This window comes from Ruegeria sp. CH11 (assembly GCF_056537105.1).
Genome location: NZ_JBQFQX010000001.1, coordinates 139,948 through 155,460, shown reverse-complemented (window position 1 = coordinate 155,460; position 15,513 = coordinate 139,948). Strand labels below are relative to the sequence as shown.

General features: G+C 58.3%; 15 protein-coding genes and 3 tRNA genes. 11 read left to right on the top strand and 7 right to left on the bottom strand.

Annotation, left to right across the window (positions count from 1 at the left end; all coding sequences use genetic code 11):
- Positions 1–48: 48 nt before the first annotated feature.
- From gltX to ACR0LX_RS00775, 3 genes are all read left to right on the top strand, one after another.
- The gene (gene gltX, locus ACR0LX_RS00785) at positions 49–1,455 is read left to right on the top strand and encodes a glutamate--tRNA ligase (protein ID WP_480782177.1); all 1,407 of its coding nucleotides are present in this window, start codon (positions 49–51) and stop codon (positions 1,453–1,455) included.
- A 114-nt stretch (positions 1,456–1,569) separates the two neighbouring features.
- Positions 1,570–2,865, top strand: a complete 1,296-nt coding sequence (gene gltA, locus ACR0LX_RS00780) for a citrate synthase (protein WP_480570016.1) — start codon at positions 1,570–1,572, stop codon at positions 2,863–2,865.
- A gap of 184 nt (positions 2,866–3,049) precedes the next feature.
- Positions 3,050–4,000 (top strand): autotransporter outer membrane beta-barrel domain-containing protein, encoded by a 951-nt coding sequence (locus ACR0LX_RS00775; protein ID WP_480570019.1) that lies wholly within the window; start codon positions 3,050–3,052, stop codon positions 3,998–4,000.
- Positions 4,001–4,006: 6 nt separating this feature from the next.
- Here ACR0LX_RS00775 and ACR0LX_RS00770 read toward each other — a convergent pair whose 3' ends face one another.
- A complete protein-coding gene (locus tag ACR0LX_RS00770) occupies positions 4,007–5,074 on the bottom strand; it encodes a PA0069 family radical SAM protein (protein WP_480782176.1) in 1,068 nt (355 codons plus the stop codon).
- A 267-nt stretch (positions 5,075–5,341) separates the two neighbouring features.
- On the opposite strand from ACR0LX_RS00770, the gene ACR0LX_RS00765 reads away from it, so the two are divergent.
- From ACR0LX_RS00765 to ACR0LX_RS00755, 3 genes are all read left to right on the top strand, one after another.
- A complete protein-coding gene (locus ACR0LX_RS00765) occupies positions 5,342–6,040 on the top strand; it encodes a corrinoid protein (protein ID WP_480570025.1) in 699 nt (232 codons plus the stop codon).
- Positions 6,041–6,195: 155 nt separating this feature from the next.
- Entirely contained in the window at positions 6,196–7,233 is a 1,038-nt protein-coding gene (locus tag ACR0LX_RS00760) for a Hint domain-containing protein (protein ID WP_480782175.1), read from the top strand.
- Positions 7,234–7,309: 76 nt separating this feature from the next.
- Positions 7,310–7,981, top strand: a complete 672-nt coding sequence (locus ACR0LX_RS00755) for a DUF1638 domain-containing protein (RefSeq protein ID WP_480782174.1) — start codon at positions 7,310–7,312, stop codon at positions 7,979–7,981.
- Here ACR0LX_RS00755 and ACR0LX_RS00750 read toward each other — a convergent pair.
- Positions 7,978–8,388, bottom strand: a complete 411-nt coding sequence (locus ACR0LX_RS00750; RefSeq protein WP_480782173.1) for a SufE family protein — start codon at positions 8,386–8,388, stop codon at positions 7,978–7,980. The two genes, ACR0LX_RS00755 and ACR0LX_RS00750, sit on opposite strands and share 4 nt — an antisense overlap.
- Positions 8,389–8,677: 289 nt before the next feature.
- Between ACR0LX_RS00750 and ACR0LX_RS00745 the strand changes: the two genes are divergently transcribed.
- On the top strand, positions 8,678–9,061 hold the full coding sequence (locus ACR0LX_RS00745; protein ID WP_480570037.1) for a hypothetical protein: 384 nt from the start codon (positions 8,678–8,680) through the stop codon (positions 9,059–9,061).
- A 7-nt stretch (positions 9,062–9,068) separates the two neighbouring features.
- Here ACR0LX_RS00745 and rnd read toward each other — a convergent pair whose 3' ends face one another.
- The 3 genes from rnd to purM all read right to left on the bottom strand — a co-directional run bounded on the left by rnd (position 9,069) and on the right by purM (position 11,982).
- Positions 9,069–10,226 carry a ribonuclease D gene (gene rnd, locus ACR0LX_RS00740; RefSeq protein WP_480782172.1) on the bottom strand — a complete coding sequence of 386 codons (1,158 nt, stop codon included), beginning with the start codon at positions 10,224–10,226 and terminating at the stop codon, positions 9,069–9,071.
- A 116-nt stretch (positions 10,227–10,342) separates the two neighbouring features.
- A complete protein-coding gene (purN, locus tag ACR0LX_RS00735; protein WP_480782171.1) occupies positions 10,343–10,939 on the bottom strand; it encodes a phosphoribosylglycinamide formyltransferase in 597 nt (198 codons plus the stop codon).
- On the bottom strand, positions 10,936–11,982 hold the full coding sequence (gene purM, locus ACR0LX_RS00730) for a phosphoribosylformylglycinamidine cyclo-ligase (protein ID WP_480782170.1): 1,047 nt from the start codon (positions 11,980–11,982) through the stop codon (positions 10,936–10,938). The genes purN and purM overlap by 4 nt, the downstream gene beginning before the upstream one ends.
- Positions 11,983–12,089: 107 nt before the next feature.
- Between purM and ACR0LX_RS00725 the strand changes: the two genes are divergently transcribed.
- Positions 12,090–12,166 (top strand) — tRNA-Ile (locus ACR0LX_RS00725).
- 255 nt (positions 12,167–12,421) lie between these two features.
- On the opposite strand, the gene ACR0LX_RS00720 is transcribed toward ACR0LX_RS00725, so the two are convergent.
- Together ACR0LX_RS00720 and ACR0LX_RS00715 are read right to left on the bottom strand one after the other, a co-directional pair.
- Entirely contained in the window at positions 12,422–12,829 is a 408-nt protein-coding gene (locus ACR0LX_RS00720) for a hypothetical protein (protein WP_480782169.1), read from the bottom strand.
- A 53-nt stretch (positions 12,830–12,882) separates the two neighbouring features.
- Positions 12,883–14,202, bottom strand: coding sequence for an ATP-binding protein (locus tag ACR0LX_RS00715; RefSeq protein WP_480782168.1), 1,320 nt, complete (start codon positions 14,200–14,202; stop codon positions 12,883–12,885).
- A 44-nt stretch (positions 14,203–14,246) separates the two neighbouring features.
- On the opposite strand from ACR0LX_RS00715, the gene ACR0LX_RS00710 reads away from it, so the two are divergent.
- The 3 genes from ACR0LX_RS00710 (at position 14,247) to ACR0LX_RS00700 (ending at position 15,512) form a co-directional block, all read left to right on the top strand.
- Complete coding sequence (locus ACR0LX_RS00710; protein ID WP_480782167.1) at positions 14,247–15,161, top strand: MBL fold metallo-hydrolase; 915 nt, start codon at positions 14,247–14,249, stop codon at positions 15,159–15,161.
- A 74-nt stretch (positions 15,162–15,235) separates the two neighbouring features.
- A tRNA-Asn gene (locus ACR0LX_RS00705) sits at positions 15,236–15,310 on the top strand.
- A 127-nt stretch (positions 15,311–15,437) separates the two neighbouring features.
- A tRNA-Asn gene (locus ACR0LX_RS00700) sits at positions 15,438–15,512 on the top strand.
- The last annotated feature ends 1 nt before the right edge of the window (position 15,513 follow it).

Here is a 15,513-nt window from a genome sequence, read left to right as displayed (position 1 = left end):
GGCCTCAACTCTATGCCCGTCGCGGTTACCAAAAGGTTAATCAACACAATGTCCGACCAGGTCGTCACCCGTTTCGCCCCTTCGCCAACAGGTTTTCTGCATATCGGCGGCGCGCGCACCGCGCTGTTCAATTGGCTCTACGCCCGCGGGCGCGGCGGCAAGTTCCTGCTGCGGATCGAAGATACCGATCGCGAACGGTCCACACCCGAAGCAACAGCCGCAATACTGCAAGGAATGCAATGGCTTGGGTTAGATCACGATGGCGATGTCATCAGTCAGTTCGAAGGCGCTGAACGTCACGCCGAGGTGGCGCGACAACTGTTGGCAGAGGGCAAGGCTTACAAGTGTTTTTCGACCCAGGAAGAGATCGCTGCTTTCCGCGAACAGGCCCGGGCCGAGGGGAAATCCACGCTGTTTCGCAGCCCATGGCGCGATGCCGACCCCGCGACGCATCCAGATGCGCCGTTTGCGATCCGTATCAAGGCTCCGCAAGACGGAACCACGGTGATCCGCGACCAGGTACAGGGCGATGTCACCATTCGCAACGACCAGTTGGACGACATGATCTTGCTGCGCTCGGACGGTACGCCCGTTTATATGCTCGCGGTTGTGGTGGACGATCACGATATGGGCGCGACCCACGTGATCCGGGGCGACGATCACCTCAACAACGCTGCGCGCCAAATGATGATCTACCAGGCGATGGGTTGGGACGTTCCGGTCTGGGCGCATATCCCGCTGATCCATGGCCCTGACGGCAAGAAGCTGTCGAAACGCCACGGCGCGTTGGGCGCGCAGGAATACCAGGCCATGGGCTATCCCGCCGCCGGAATGCGCAACTACCTTGCGCGTTTGGGCTGGAGCCACGGTGACGATGAGTTCTTTACCGATCAGCAAGCAAAGGAATGGTTCGATCTGAACGGAATCGGCAAAAGCCCGGCCCGGTTCGACCTCAAGAAGCTTGAGAATCTCTGCGGTCAGCATATTGCGATTTCAGACGATGCTGCGCTGCGGCAGGAAATTGGTGGTTATTTGGCGGCTGCCGGGCATGCGGCGTTGAGTCAAACACAATCCAGTGATTTGGAACGTGCGATGTATTGCCTCAAAGACCGTGCCCGAACGTTTCCAGAACTGCTTGAAAAAGCACATTTTGTCCTGACACAGCGCCCGGTAACCCCTGATGAGAAGGCGGCAAAAGCGCTTGAATCTGTATCCGACGGTATACTGAACGAATTGACGCCGCAGTTGCAAAATGCTAGCTGGTCACGAAATGGACTGGAGGAAACCCTCAATTCGTTCGCAGAAGCGAAAGGGGTAAAGTTCGGCAAACTGGCAGGGCCACTAAGGGCTGTATTGGCAGGGCGGGCTGTGACACCTTCGGTTTTTGACATGATGCTTGTGCTTGGGCGCGATGAAACCTTGGCGCGGCTTTCTGATGCAGTGGAATCAACCTGATCTTCACAATCGGGTAACGCTGCTCCGCTAACACCCGGACTGCGCATCCTTGCGCAGCCGTTGCCCGCAAAGTCGGACAGCGATCCGACGCGTGATGAATGAGGAAGGGACAAAATGACCGATAGCAACAAGACCGCCACTCTGACTGTCCACGGCAAGGAATACGAGCTTCCAATCCATTCGCCAACCGCTGGTCCCGACGTTGTCGATATTCGCAAGTTATACGGCGATGCTGGTGTCTTTACCTACGATCCCGGCTTTACCTCGACCGCAAGTTGCGACAGCACGATCACCTATATCGACGGCGACAAAGGTGAGCTGCTTCATCGGGGTTATCCCATCGATCAGCTGGCCGAAAAGTCTCATTTCCTCGAGGTCTGCTATCTGCTGCTTTACGGAGAATTGCCTGCGGCCAAGGATCTGGAGCAGTTCGAGACAACAATCACCCGCCACACCATGCTGCACGAACAAATGCAGTATTTCTATCGCGGTTTCCGTCGCGACGCGCACCCGATGGCGATCATGGTGGGTGTCGTTGGCGCGATGTCGGCCTTCTATCACGATTCGACCGATATTCACGATCCGCGCCAGCGAGAGGTCGCTTCGCACCGCCTGATCGCGAAAATGCCGACGATCGCGGCCTGGGCTTACAAGTACCATACCGGTCAGCCCTTCGTGTATCCGCGTAACGATCTGGACTATGCGTCGAACTTCCTGCGCATGTGCTTTAGCGTTCCGGCCGAGGAATATGAGGTCAACCCGATCCTCAGCCGCGCGATGGACCGCATCTTTACTCTGCACGCAGATCACGAACAGAACGCATCGACCTCGACCGTGCGTCTGGCGTCGTCGTCAGGGGCCAACCCGTTCGCCTGTATCGCTGCCGGCATCGCTTGTCTTTGGGGACCGGCCCACGGCGGCGCGAACCAGGCCTGCCTGGAAATGCTGGAAGAAATCGGCAGCGTCGATCGCATCCCCGAATACATCGCGCGCGCCAAGGACAAGAACGACCCGTTCCGCCTGATGGGCTTTGGCCACCGCGTCTATAAGAACTTTGACCCGCGCGCCAAGGTGATGAAGCAATCAGCGGATGAAGTTCTGGATCTGCTGGGAATCGAGAACAACCCCAAGCTTCAGGTCGCCAAGGAACTGGAGCGCGAAGCGCTGGAAGATCCGTATTTCGCCGAGAAGAAACTGTTCCCAAATGTCGATTTCTATTCCGGTATCATCCTCGAAGCGATGGGCTTCCCGACCTCGATGTTCACCCCGATCTTCGCGCTGTCTCGGACTGTCGGCTGGGTCAGCCAATGGAAAGAAATGATCGCAGATCCGCAGAACAAGATCGGTCGTCCGCGTCAGCTCTATCTGGGCGAGACCGAGCGCGACTATGTGGATATCGAAAACCGCTAAACCGCAGATTATCCAAAACACTAAGGCCCCGGATCGTCCGGGGCCTTTTTTTGTGGCGACCTTCGACGGTGTTACCGAATTGTTGCCCCCGCAAGCAAAAATTACGCCCCGAGGCCAAGCGTGCTTTCCGTTGCGGCATGCGATGCCTAAGGTCGCCGCATAATCCTAGTCTCATGTTGCGATGATGTTCCGGCTTTTTGTTCCCGCCGTTCTGGCCGCCCTGCTGATATCCGGCCCCGCCTTGGCGCAGGGGTTCGCGGAAAGAGCGTTCGAGAAAATTCAACGCGAAAATGCCGCCGGGTCGCTGGCGGTCATGGGGCTTGCCGGTATCCCTGACGATTCCGCCAGTGCCATCTCGTTGCAGTCCAATACCGGCGACCGCGACTATGACTTTAAATCAGCGCAGCTTGGCGGGGGGTTCCGGCTTTCCGAAGGGGTTCCGATCTATCTGGAGGGATACATCGGGTATGCGCGTTATGATCCGGTGCTGTTTTTTTCCGGAACAGGTGAGACGACCAGATTGCCGCTGAAATGGACCAGTGCGGCGGTCACGGGTGGAATAGGCTATCAATTCGATCTGGGGGAGCGGTGGAAGATAACTCCGATGGCCCATATCTCGATTGGACGCACGCAGACGGACGCCTCGGTTGCAACGCAGGTGATTGCCAATCGGTTGGGAATCGAGCGCGACTTTGTAAAAAGCGGTGGTCTTTGGGCCGGCGGCGCTGGTGGATCGCTGACGCTGGACTATGCGCGCCCGTTGTCGAATGACCGCGAATTCGAGATGAGCATTCGGTACACCCATATTGAATATTGGCCGATCGGTGATGACGAAGACCTTCTGATTCAATCCACCGCCGCCAATGCCGTTCTATGGACCCGCTATCGATTTCCTACGGGCAAGCGCATGTTCGGACGTCCGGTTCGCTGGGTCGGTGACTTTTCCTATTCCTACCTGATCGGTGATCAATCGCTGGTCCTCGGGACCGACTGGCTTGCACGGGTCGGAGGAGGGATTGAGGTCGATCTGTCCGATACCTGGGTCCCCTGGGTCACCACGACGCGCCTTATGGTACGGTATTACGGCAGCGATACGGTGAACGGCTATACCGTCGGGATCGGCATAAGTTTCTGACAGATTTCAGAACAGACGCATCTGTTCTCCGGGTTGAGGTGGAACGCTGAACAGATCAGTCCGCAAAGGCGCGGATTTGATGCGCAGACCCAACCGTTTGCAAGCCGCCTTGAAACGTTGCGCGATGACACTGGCATACTCGCCCTCGCCTCGCATCCGGTGGCCCCAACGCGGATCATATTCCTTGCCGCCATGCATGTCGCGCAGACGCGCCATGACCTTGTCTGCGCGGCCGGGTTCATGCTCAGCCAACCAAGCCTTCCACAAGTCCGAGACCTCGCGCGGTAGGCGCAGCATGATCCAGCTGGCCGCATCCGCACCCGCCTGTTTGCCCGCTTCCAACAAATGCTCGACCTCGTGATCCGTCAATCCGGGAACGATGGGTGAGGTCATGACGCGCACCGGCACCCCTGCCCCGGTCAGCCGTTCGATCATACGCAGCCGCCGCTTTGGCGATGGTGCGCGCGGCTCCATCCGTCGCGACAAACCTGCATCGAGCGTGGTCAACGAAATTCCGACCCGCACCAGCCCCTGCTCCGCCATTGGCGCCAGAATATCCACGTCGCGCTCGATCAACGAACCTTTGGTTACAATCCCGACTGGGTGGCGAAATTCTTGCAGAACCTCCAGACAGGACCTTGTGATTTCGCGATTTTTCTCGATTGGCTGATACGGGTCTGTATTGGTTCCCAGCGCGACCGTCGCCACCTTGTAGCGCGGTTTCGACAGCTCGCGCCGCAGGATTTCGGCTGCGTTGGGCCGGGCGATCAGTCGGGTTTCAAAGTCCAGCCCTGGCGACATCCCCAGATAGGCATGCGTCGGTCGCGCGAAGCAATAGATGCACCCATGCTCACACCCCCGATACGGGTTGATTGAGCGATCGAAAGGCAGGTCCGGCGACTTGTTATAGGTGATCAGGCTGCGGGCAATCTCATCCCGAACTTCGGTACGCAGAACCGGTAGATCTTCCTCCAGATCCCAACCGTCCGGTGCATCAAAGGTGGCAAACCTCTCGAACCGCCCGCTTTCGTTCGAGGCCGCACCGCGCCCCGGGGTTTCTGCCCGAACGGTCATTTGTTTCCCCTTTGTTCTCATCCCTCTCTTGTAGGCGCGGCAGCGAAATTTGGCAAGCTCGGCCAGCGCCGGGAACCTAAGGGGAAGATGAATCTTGCACAGAAAAATCTTGCAAATATTTCCACTGCAAAGTTTGAATATCTATTCTAAACGTCGGTCCCGGAACGACCGAGGTCGCAATCGTGAAAGTAGACCTGCGACGAAATGGTCAAAACGGAAAAAATGCCACTTTGGGCCGCGCGCCCACTCAGCACAGGGAATCGCCCCATGTCCGATGAAGAAGACATCGTCCTGTCGGAACTCAATGACGAAGAGCTTGTCGAACAGATGTTCGATGATCTCTATGATGGCCTGAAGGAAGAGATCGAAGAAGGTGTGAACATCCTGCTGGAACGCGGATGGACGCCCTACGACATTCTGACCAAGGCGTTGGTCGGTGGCATGACTATCGTGGGCCACGATTTCCGCGATGGTATTCTGTTTGTGCCCGAGGTTCTGCTGGCCGCGAACGCGATGAAAGGCGGCATGGCAATCCTCAAACCACTGCTGGCAGAAACCGGAGCGCCGCGTGTTGGCAAAATGGTTATCGGCACCGTCAAAGGTGACATCCACGACATCGGCAAGAACCTTGTGTCGATGATGATGGAAGGCGCGGGCTTCGAAGTCGTCGATATCGGCATCAACAACCCGGTTGAAAACTATCTTGAGGCGCTGGAAACCGAACAGCCTGACATTCTGGGAATGTCGGCCCTGCTGACCACGACGATGCCCTATATGAAGGTGGTCATCGACACGTTGGTCGAACAAGGGCTGCGCGACGACTATATCGTTCTGGTTGGCGGCGCGCCTTTGAACGAAGAGTTCGGCAAAGCGATTGGCGCAGACGCATATTGCCGCGACGCGGCCGTTGCCGTGGAGACGGCCAAGGATTTCGTTTCGCGCAAGCACAACCAATTGGCAGGCTGATCAACTCAGCTGATTGCAAGGCAAGGCCGCCCGTCACCGGGCGGCTTTTTTGTTCACGATTACGTAAACTTACGGGAATAAGGTAACGGCTGGTTTGCACACCGTTCGGCTGCATGTTAGCTGGCTGCGCGTTAACCAGTTTGTTTAGGATTCCAATGCCCACGACCTTTAATGTACTGTTTCTCGGCAACCTTACCCTGATCGATCCGACCGAAGGCAATGCAACGGCAGAAAACGCCGGTGCGTTGGTTGGTCAGACCTTTGGCGGCCCGGGCGATCCCTTGTTGAACAACGCCTTTTCGTGGAGCCCTCTGGGCAATCCCGGAGGCACCTACAACAACGACAACACGGTCGAGAACGACTCTTTCCAGATCAACGGCACGTTCAATCTGACCTTCGACGCAGCCGTGGCGTACAATGCTACGATCACCTATGTCGATGGAACAACAGCTGATATCTCGGCGGTTATCGCGCAAGATACATTTGGCAATACCTTCCTTGTACCGGAGTTTTCGGCCAACGCAGATCAGGCAGCGCTCGAGGACAGGGGCATCCAGTCGCTGACCCTCAACAGCGTGCTGACGGACACCGCGACCGGTCTGACTGCCAATCGGCAGGAATGGGACATCGCCACCTGTTTCACGACGGGAACACTTATCGATACGGACAAAGGCCCGGTACCGGTTGAACATCTCTCAGCGGGCGCCAAGGTCAAAACCCTGGACAACGGATTGCAAACGCTGCGCTGGGTTGGATCCCGAACAGTGCGCGCCGAAGGGGCATTTGCCCCGGTCCTGTTCAAGACGGGTGCATTGGGTAATTCGCGCGATCTGCTTGTGTCTCAGCAGCACCGGATGTTGATCCGGAACTGGCGGGTCGAGCTTCATACCGGCCACGCCGAGGCGCTTGCGCCCGCGAAGCAGTTGATTAACGGTCGCGACATCGTACTTCAGCCCGGCGGATTGGTGACCTATTTTCACCTGTTGTTCGATCGACATGAACTTGTCTGGGCCGAAAATTGCCCAAGCGAGAGCTTTCACCCCGGCGTTCTGGGGATGAGCAGCCTGGATGCGGAAACCCGCCGGGAAGTCCTGACTTTGTTCCCCGAACTGAAAACCCACGGGCTTGTCGCCTACGGCCCCACCGCAAGACCGTCGCTGCGTATGTACGAAACCTACGCGTCGGTGGCCTGATACGGGATGTCGGTAGCAGGCTTGCCAGCGGCTGGAAATCGGCATTTGATAAGGCAATCCCTGCCGGATCGGACCCATGCAACACAGCACACCGCCAGATGACGCAAGCCTGACAACCGACGGTTATACGGAACAAAACCGGCCTGGCCGCATTCTTTTGCTGGCTTGTGGCGCGCTGGCGCGCGAAATCCTTGACCTAAAAAGGCGCAACGGCTGGGATCACATGTCGCTGACCTGCCTGCCCGCAATCCTCCATGTGTACCCGGAAAAGATCACTCAGGCAGTCGAAGAGGCCGTGACCAAGCACCGCGCTCAATTCGATAAGATATTTGTCGTCTATGCGGATTGCGGAACCGGAGGGTTGCTGCAACAGGCCTGTGAACGGTTGGGCGTCGAAATGATCAAAGGCCCACATTGCTATTCATTCTTCGAAGGCAATGACGTCTTTGCCAGCCATCAAGAAGACGAGACAACTGCTTTTTATCTCACCGATTTTCTGGCGCGCCAGTTCGACGCCTTTGTCTGGAAGCCACTGGGCCTGGATCGGCACCCCGAGCTGCGCGACATGTATTTCGGCAATTACACCAAGTTGGTTTATCAGGCCCAGACCGACAATCCGGAGCTTACGAGACGCGCTCAGGAATGTGCCGACCGGATGGGCCTGGCGTTTGAGCGCAGGTTGACCGGGTATGGCGATCTGGCGACCACGTTGTCAGATTGGGCGACGCGCACCGAGCCCCAGGTTTAAGCCTGCGCCAGCGCGACCTCGCGAATACGTTCCACCATCGCACGCAATCCGTTCGATCGTTGGGCCGATAAGTGATCGTTCAGGCCCAGCCGTGCCAGCTCCGCCCCTGCGTCCACTCCGGCGACCTCAGCAATGGGCAGCCCGTTGTAAAGGCGCCGCAACACGGCGATCAGCCCGCGCACGATCAGGGCATCGCTGTCGCCATCAAAACGAAAAGTTCCACCTTCGATCACTGGATGCAGCCATACCTGACTGGCACAGCCATTCACCTTGGTCGCTGGTACTTTGAACGCCTCATCCAGCGGCGCCATCGCTTTGCCCTGGTCGATCACATGGCGATAGCGGTCTTCCCAATCTTCCAGGAATTCGAAATCCTCGACGATCTCTTCAAAGGCGGGTGTGGCCATGACGGGGCTTATCCTTACATTGCGCGATCACAATTGTGACCTATGCCGGGCTTTACCCGCTGTCCAGCCCCAGCCGTGGCTTTTCAAGCCGCGGAATTTGCGTTAACCCGTTGCAAGTCAAGTTGCGCAAAGTGTTGGGTCCATGCACAAAACTCTATCTGTTCTTCTGGTTTCCGCCCTCGCCCTTTCCGCTTGCAGCAGTTGGCGCGATTCGCGTGCAAACCCGACGAACTGGTTTGGCAGCAGTACTAGCAGCGATGCACCCCCGTCACCCGATGATGCAAACGCGTTGCTCCCCGACCAGGGTGATGAAGGTGGCGTAGGGCTGTTTTCCCGGCCCGAGGCCGAGGACACAAGCATTCCAATCACGGTCGTTGACGAGTTGCAGATCAATCCGACACCAACAGGCGCGATCATCTACGCCTCGGGGACCGCCACACGTCAGGGAGCCTTCAACGCCCGACTGGTTCGTGTGGAAAGCGAGGAAAACGCCAAGAACGGGGTTTTGGAATATACCTTTCGCGTGAGCTACCCGGTCTATGCGACGGCGCAGGGAACACCACGATCTCGTATGGTGTCGGACGCGGTTGGTGTCAGTCGAAAGCAACTGGACGGGATACGTCTGGTCCGCGTGGTCGGACAGCAGAATACGCTGGAATCACGCCGCCGCTGAGGCAACCTTACAGAGACACGACGCGCACGACCTGCCCCTTGGCGGCTAGTGCGATCTTACCGTCACACAGTTTCAGCGCGTCCTCGCCAAATACCTCAAAGCGCCAACCGGACATGGCAGGCAACTCGCGCTCGCCCGCTGCGATTTGATCCAGATCTGCACTGGTTGCGATCAGTTTGGCCGCTACGCCCGAACTTTCTGTTTTCGACTTCAACAATACGCGCAACAGATCAGCCAGTGCCGGGTTGACCTTCAGCTTGTCGCGGCTGTTGTCGATATTGGGCAGCTTGTCGGCGGGGCAATTCACCCCACGTTTGACCGCAGCCAGAATACCGTCCGCGATCACACCTTTGCGCGCCTCACGCAGCAGCAGGCGCGACCCACCCAGATCAGAGGGCGATTTTGGCTTGATCGAGGCCATCTCGATCAGCGCATCATCCTTGAACACCCGGTTGCGCGGGACGTTGTTTTCCTGCGCATAGGATTCTCTGAATTGCGCCAGTTCCCGCACAACCGCCATGAACTTGGCCGAGTTGGTCCGGGTTTTGACCCGCCGCCATGCGTCCTCGGGGCGAATGTCGTAGGTTTCGGGTCGGGTCAGAATGCGCAACTCCTCGGCGACCCAATGGCTGCGGCGGGTCTTCTCCAGCTCGGCCGCGAGGTATTCGTAGATCTTCCGCAAATGCGTAACGTCCGCCAGCGCATAGGTTTTCTGCGCTTCGGTCAAAGGGCGCCGCGACCAGTCCGTAAAGCGTGAACTCTTGTCGACGCCTTCCTTGCAGACCTTGCGCACCAGTGTTTCATACCCTACCTGCTCGCCGAACCCGCAGACCATGGCGGCGACCTGCGTGTCAAACAACGGGGATGGAAACACACCAGCCTCGACCCAGAAAATTTCGAGGTCTTGACGGGCCGCGTGAAAGACCTTGACCACGTCTTCATTTCGAAACAGCTCGTATAGCGGATCAAGCGATAGTTCTTCAGCCAGCGGATCAACCAGCACAGCGCTGTTTTCGTCATCCGATGGATAAGCCAGTTGAACCAGACAAAGCTTTGAATAATACGTCCGCTCACGCAGGAATTCGGTATCTACAGTGACGTAGGGATGTTGCGAAGCTGCCGCGCAGAATTCGGCCAGCTCTTGCGTCGTTGTCAGGGTTCTCATGCGCCGTGCTGTTCTTGCTCTTGTCTATTGGTGACTGCCCGTCTGTTTTTCCTCTTCCCGAGCGTTAGAGGCGACCATAGGCCGAATAATAGGGGCGTGTAAATCACCCCGCAGCTTTAAGGCAGCAGAACCGGGGTCTTGTCACCAAGGGCAAAGCGCTTCAATACCGCCGGATACAGCTTGTGTTCCTGCGTCAGCACCCGTGCTGCCAGAGTGTCCGGCGCATCTCCGGCCTGCACAGGAACGCGGGCCTGCCCTAGTATGGGGCCATCATCCAAAGCGGCGGTGACCTCGTGAACTGTACAGCCATGCTCGGCATCACCCGCTTCGATCGCCCGGGCATGTGTATGGAGCCCCTTGTATTTTGGCAACAGTGACGGGTGGATGTTCAGCATCCGGCCCTGAAAACGCGTTACGAAACCCGCGGTCAGAACCCGCATGAAACCGGCCAAGCAAACGATATCAGGTTCTGCATCTTCGAGGGGTTTCAGAAGCTCGGCCTCAAACGCGGCACGATCCCACTTGAAAGGCCGGTGATCTACGGCAGCGATGGGAATACCCCGATCAGCAGCCTTTTTTAGCCCCCCCGCATCCGGGTCATTGGACAGCACCAGACAGGGCCGCGCCGGGTGATCGCCGGTCATGCTGTCGACCAGAGCCACCATGTTCGACCCCCCGCCGGACAGCAGAATGGCGACGCGTTTGTGGCTCACAGCAGGCGGCCCGAATAGGTGACACCCGGTGTAGACGTGACTGATCCTATGCGCGCGACGGTCTCGCCCGCATCCGACAGCAGACCAGTCAACTCGTCGGCGCGGTCCGCCGCGCAGACGACGATCATACCGATGCCGCAGTTGAAGGTCTTCAACATCTCGGCCTCGGCAATACCGCCGGTTTCAGCCATCCAGGCGAATACGGGTGGCAAAGTCCAGGCGCTCAGATCTATCTCGGCCCCCAAAGCATCGGGCAACACCCGAGGCAGATTTTCGGACAAACCACCGCCGGTTATATGTGCCAGCGCATGCACACCCCCTGCCCGGATCGCCGTCAGCGCGGGCTTCACATAGAGGCGCGTCGGCGTCAGCAAGGCCTCACCCAGCGTTCCGTCACCAAAGGGCGACGCCGCATCCCAGCCCAGCCCGGACATTTCGACCAGTTTGCGCACCAGCGAATAGCCGTTCGAATGCACCCCGTTCGAGGCAAGGCCCAGCAGCACGTCGCCATCCTGCACTCCGTCGGGCAAGGCCGCGCCCCGCTCCATCGCGCCAACCGAGAATCCGGCCAGGTCAAAGTCACCATCAGGATACATGCCCGGCATTTCTGCCGTTTCGCCGCCGATCAGCGCACAGCCCGATTGCGCACATCCCTCGGCAATCCCTTCGATGATCCGCGCGGCGGTATCGGTGTCAAGCTTGCCAGTGGCGAAATAGTCCAGAAAGAACAGTGGCTCGGCCCCCTGACAGATCAGGTCATTGACGCACATCGCCACCAGGTCGATACCGACTCCATCGACAACGCCGGTATCAATCGCGATCCGCAGCTTGGTACCGACCCCATCTGTGGCCCCGACCAGAATCGGGTCCGAATAGCCTGCGGCCTTGAGGTCGAACAGTGCGCCAAAACCGCCCAGGCCACTCATCACTCCAGGACGGTTTGTGCGTTTGGCGGCAGGTTTGATCCGGTCAACCAGCGCGTTCCCCGCGTCAATATCCACGCCCGCATCGGCATAGGTGATTCCGTTCTTGCCCGCTGTCATGACTGGCCCCCTGAGAATGCTTTGAGCGCGGGTTAGTCGATTGTGCGGACTGTTGCAACGGTCAGGCTTGACGCGGGGCGTGATCGTGATACCCAAGGCGCTCAGGCGGGCCTGTAGCTCAATTGGTTAGAGCAGAGCGCTCATAACGCTTTGGTTGGGGGTTCGAGTCCCTCCGGGCCTACCAAAATCCGCTTTTTTGACGATCTTTCGTAGAATTGTTCACCGCAAATGCTGAAAGGCGCAAGGCTTACTGCACACGGCAGATCATCCGGCCCTTTCTCAACGCGTGCTCCGCACATAAGAGAGGGGCTGGTCAAAACCCCCTCGCCCAGCCCCTCTCACACCGCCTTTCACTCTCTAGCATTTGCGAGTCGGCGATGTTCTGTTGCGTCGACCGCGTGACATCGGGCCCGAGCCCGGATGCTGCGGTCTGATCGCGCTATTTCTTTGGCGCGACTTTGGTCAGCGCCTTTTGTGCGTCGGCCATTGCCTTTTGCTTGTCGGCCAATTTCTTGTGCGCCGGACCCATCTTCGTCAGCAGTTTTGCAAGCTTGATGTTCGCCTCGGCCACTTTTGCGCCGCCACCTGTGGCGAGGTTGGGCGGGCTGGCGAGAACGGCCTGGGCCTTGGTGATTTCGACCTGCAACTTGATCAGGTCCTGTTGTGCATCGGTCCAGGCCTTGATGCTGTCAGCTACTTTTTTCGCCGCCGCTTTGATTTTCTTTTCGTCAACCATTCTCTTCTTCCCATCAATGTGTTCGAATCTCGATGGAAAGGAATTTCCGACATTTTGCAGGAAAAAGAAGTAACCTTCTTCACAGATGCAAACCCCTGCATCAAAGGTCACTCAAAACCAGGCAGGATGATCGGGGACTCGCGAATTCTGTCTGCGAGTGCAAGCTATCTTGCGACGACAATGTCCGCGCAAAGGCCGCCCAGTTTTTCGCTTTTGCCCAGCCTCAAGGTTCCGCCATGCGCGCGCGCGATATCTGCGACAATGGCCAGTCCCAGCCCGACACCGCTGCCTTGATTCTGGTTGCGCGCGGGATCGAGCCGGGTGAAGGCCTTGACCGCTTCGGTCCGTTGGTCCACCGGGATTCCGGGGCCATCATCTTCAACCCGAATACGCAGGGATTTGGGGGTCAGCTTCAGGCCGACCTCGGCGCGTGCCCCATAGCGAACGGCGTTTCCGATCAGGTTCTCGACCGCCCGCCGCATCGCGGTCGGGCGCAGCGAGGCAGTCCCCTCGCCCTCGACCGAGACCAGTTCGACGTTCTGGCCCGCCCGCAGCGCGTCATCGGTGATTTCGCGCAGCCAGGGTTCTGGGGCGATGGTTTCAGGCGCGCCTTCTGCTGTGCCGCGCGAAAACTCGAGAAACGCATCCAGCAACGACTGCATTTCATCGACGTCCTTGACCAATAGCCCGGCCTCATCCTCGGGCAAAAGAGACAAGCCCAATTTAAGCCGCGTCAACGGCGTGCGCAGGTCATGGCTGACACCCGATAGCATCAAGGTGCGCTGTTCGATCTGCCGTTCGATCCGGGTTCGCATATCCAGAAACGCACTTCCGGCGGCGCGCACCTCGATTGCACCGCTGGGAGAATAGGGTACCACCCGCCCCCGCCCAAATGCCTGCGCCGCCGCTGCAAGGCGCGTGATCGGTCGCAACTGGTTACGCATGTACAGAAAGGAAATCGTTGTCATCAAGAAGGCGAAGAAAACCATCGTCACGATCAACTGGTGCGGCGCTGCCGGAGACAGTCGCCGACGATCAAATGTCAGTTCGAGCACGCCCAGATCGGTATTCAAATACAGTCGAACGGTCTGACCGCTTGGCAAGGCGACATCGAGAAAACCGGGCAGCTTTTCCTGCAGCTCGAACTTCACCTGCGGTGCGATGAAATCGTACCAGCGCCGCCCTCCGATATCGGGGTCTTCGTTTGGCGCAAGAAACCGGGCGGTCATTTGCAAGGCAGCCAGATCCGGTCGTACCACCGCCAGCGCCTGCTGCTGGGTTTCCGATCCCTGCATCGCATCCGTGATCAGCGTCACCTCTCGCGCAGATGCAAGCGTCATTTGCGCAGTCACATCCTCAAGATGTTTCTGCAAGAACGCCACGGCCACAACCAGCAGCACAACAATCACTGGTAGCACAAGAATCAACGCCGCCCGGGCATAAAGGCTGCGCGGCATATAAGGTTTGAGCCATTGCAAAGACATGCGCTAAACCTAGCGGGCCGCCCGGGTAAGAGAAAGAGGTCAGAATGCAGGCTCCCGACGAATTCGATCCACAACCAGGGCGGGCCATGTCGCTTGCACCAGGCCTGCGCCGGATATTGGCACCAAACCCGTCACCGATGACCTATCGCGGCACCAATACCTATCTGGTCGGCGAGCGCGATATCGCTGTGATTGATCCGGGCCCTGCAAGCGAGGCACATCTGGCCGCAATTCTCGATTCGCTGCACCCCGGACAGCGCATCAACCACATTCTGGTCACCCACAGCCACCTGGATCACTCGCCGCTGGCAGCGCCATTGTCCCGGCGTACCGGCGCGCCAATTCTGGCCTTTGGCGGGCCGGATACCGGGCGCAGCGCGATCATGTCCCGGCTAGCCAGTCAGGGGTTGGCAGGTGGTGGCGAAGGGATCGACGTCGATTTCCGACCGGACATAGAACTGGCCGACGGTGAAATTGTTGAGGGCGAAGATTGGTCGCTCGAAATCATCCATACGCCCGGGCACTTGGGCAACCACATTGCGCTGGCCTGGGGCGACATCTGCTTTACCGCCGATCACGTGATGGGTTGGGCCAGTTCGCTCGTTTCCCCTCCGGACGGAGATCTGACCGACTTCATGGCCGCCTGCCACCGTCTGCGCGCGCGCGATTGGGCGATCTTTCACCCCGGCCACGGTGCGCCGATACCCGATCCTGCGGCGCGTCTGGATTGGCTGATACAACACCGTTTAGGGCGCGAAACCCAGATAGTGTCCACGCTGGAACACGGTGCAGCCACAGTTGCGGACCTAACACGCAAAATCTACGCGGACACGCCCGCAACGCTGTTGCCCGCCGCCGAGCGCAACGTGTTCGCGCATCTGGTGGACCTGACCGGACGCGAGCTGGTCGCACCGGAACCCGAACTGTCTGTGACCGCCACGTTCCGATTGGTGCCATGAACCAAAGATTTTTTGCGCCCGATGCGCTTACCCTCTGGACGAGTAGAATCCGGGTTGTTATACGCCCCCTCAGTTCCGGCGTAGCTCAGCGGTAGAGCAGTTGACTGTTAATCAATTGGTCGTAGGTTCGATCCCTACCGCCGGAGCCAAAATCCCCCAATTAGCCCTTGAAAACGCAGTCGGGAACACCGACAAAATCGGCTAATAATTTTCATCCAAAAAACTCATCGACCCTCTGGACGCGGGGAAATCGGGTTGCTATACGGCGCGAACCGTTCCGGCGTAGCTCAGCGGTAGAGCAGTTGACTGTTAATCAATTGGTCGTAGGTTCGATCCCTACCGCCGGAGCCAA

Bases quoted from the DNA above. Each gene is read 5' to 3' on its own strand.
- gltX (WP_480782177.1), top strand. From the start codon at position 49: ATGTCCGACCAGGTCGTCACCCGTTTCGCCCCTTCGCCAACAGGTTTT.
- gltA (WP_480570016.1), top strand. From the start codon at position 1,570: ATGACCGATAGCAACAAGACCGCCACTCTGACTGTCCACGGCAAGGAA.
- ACR0LX_RS00775 (WP_480570019.1), top strand. From the start codon at position 3,050: ATGTTCCGGCTTTTTGTTCCCGCCGTTCTGGCCGCCCTGCTGATATCC.
- ACR0LX_RS00770 (WP_480782176.1), bottom strand. From the start codon at position 5,074: ATGACCGTTCGGGCAGAAACCCCGGGGCGCGGTGCGGCCTCGAACGAA.
- ACR0LX_RS00765 (WP_480570025.1), top strand. From the start codon at position 5,342: ATGTCCGATGAAGAAGACATCGTCCTGTCGGAACTCAATGACGAAGAG.
- ACR0LX_RS00760 (WP_480782175.1), top strand. From the start codon at position 6,196: ATGCCCACGACCTTTAATGTACTGTTTCTCGGCAACCTTACCCTGATC.
- ACR0LX_RS00755 (WP_480782174.1), top strand. From the start codon at position 7,310: ATGCAACACAGCACACCGCCAGATGACGCAAGCCTGACAACCGACGGT.
- ACR0LX_RS00750 (WP_480782173.1), bottom strand. From the start codon at position 8,388: ATGGCCACACCCGCCTTTGAAGAGATCGTCGAGGATTTCGAATTCCTG.
- rnd (WP_480782172.1), bottom strand. From the start codon at position 10,226: ATGAGAACCCTGACAACGACGCAAGAGCTGGCCGAATTCTGCGCGGCA.
- purM (WP_480782170.1), bottom strand. From the start codon at position 11,982: ATGACAGCGGGCAAGAACGGAATCACCTATGCCGATGCGGGCGTGGAT.
- ACR0LX_RS00715 (WP_480782168.1), bottom strand. From the start codon at position 14,202: ATGTCTTTGCAATGGCTCAAACCTTATATGCCGCGCAGCCTTTATGCC.
- ACR0LX_RS00710 (WP_480782167.1), top strand. From the start codon at position 14,247: ATGCAGGCTCCCGACGAATTCGATCCACAACCAGGGCGGGCCATGTCG.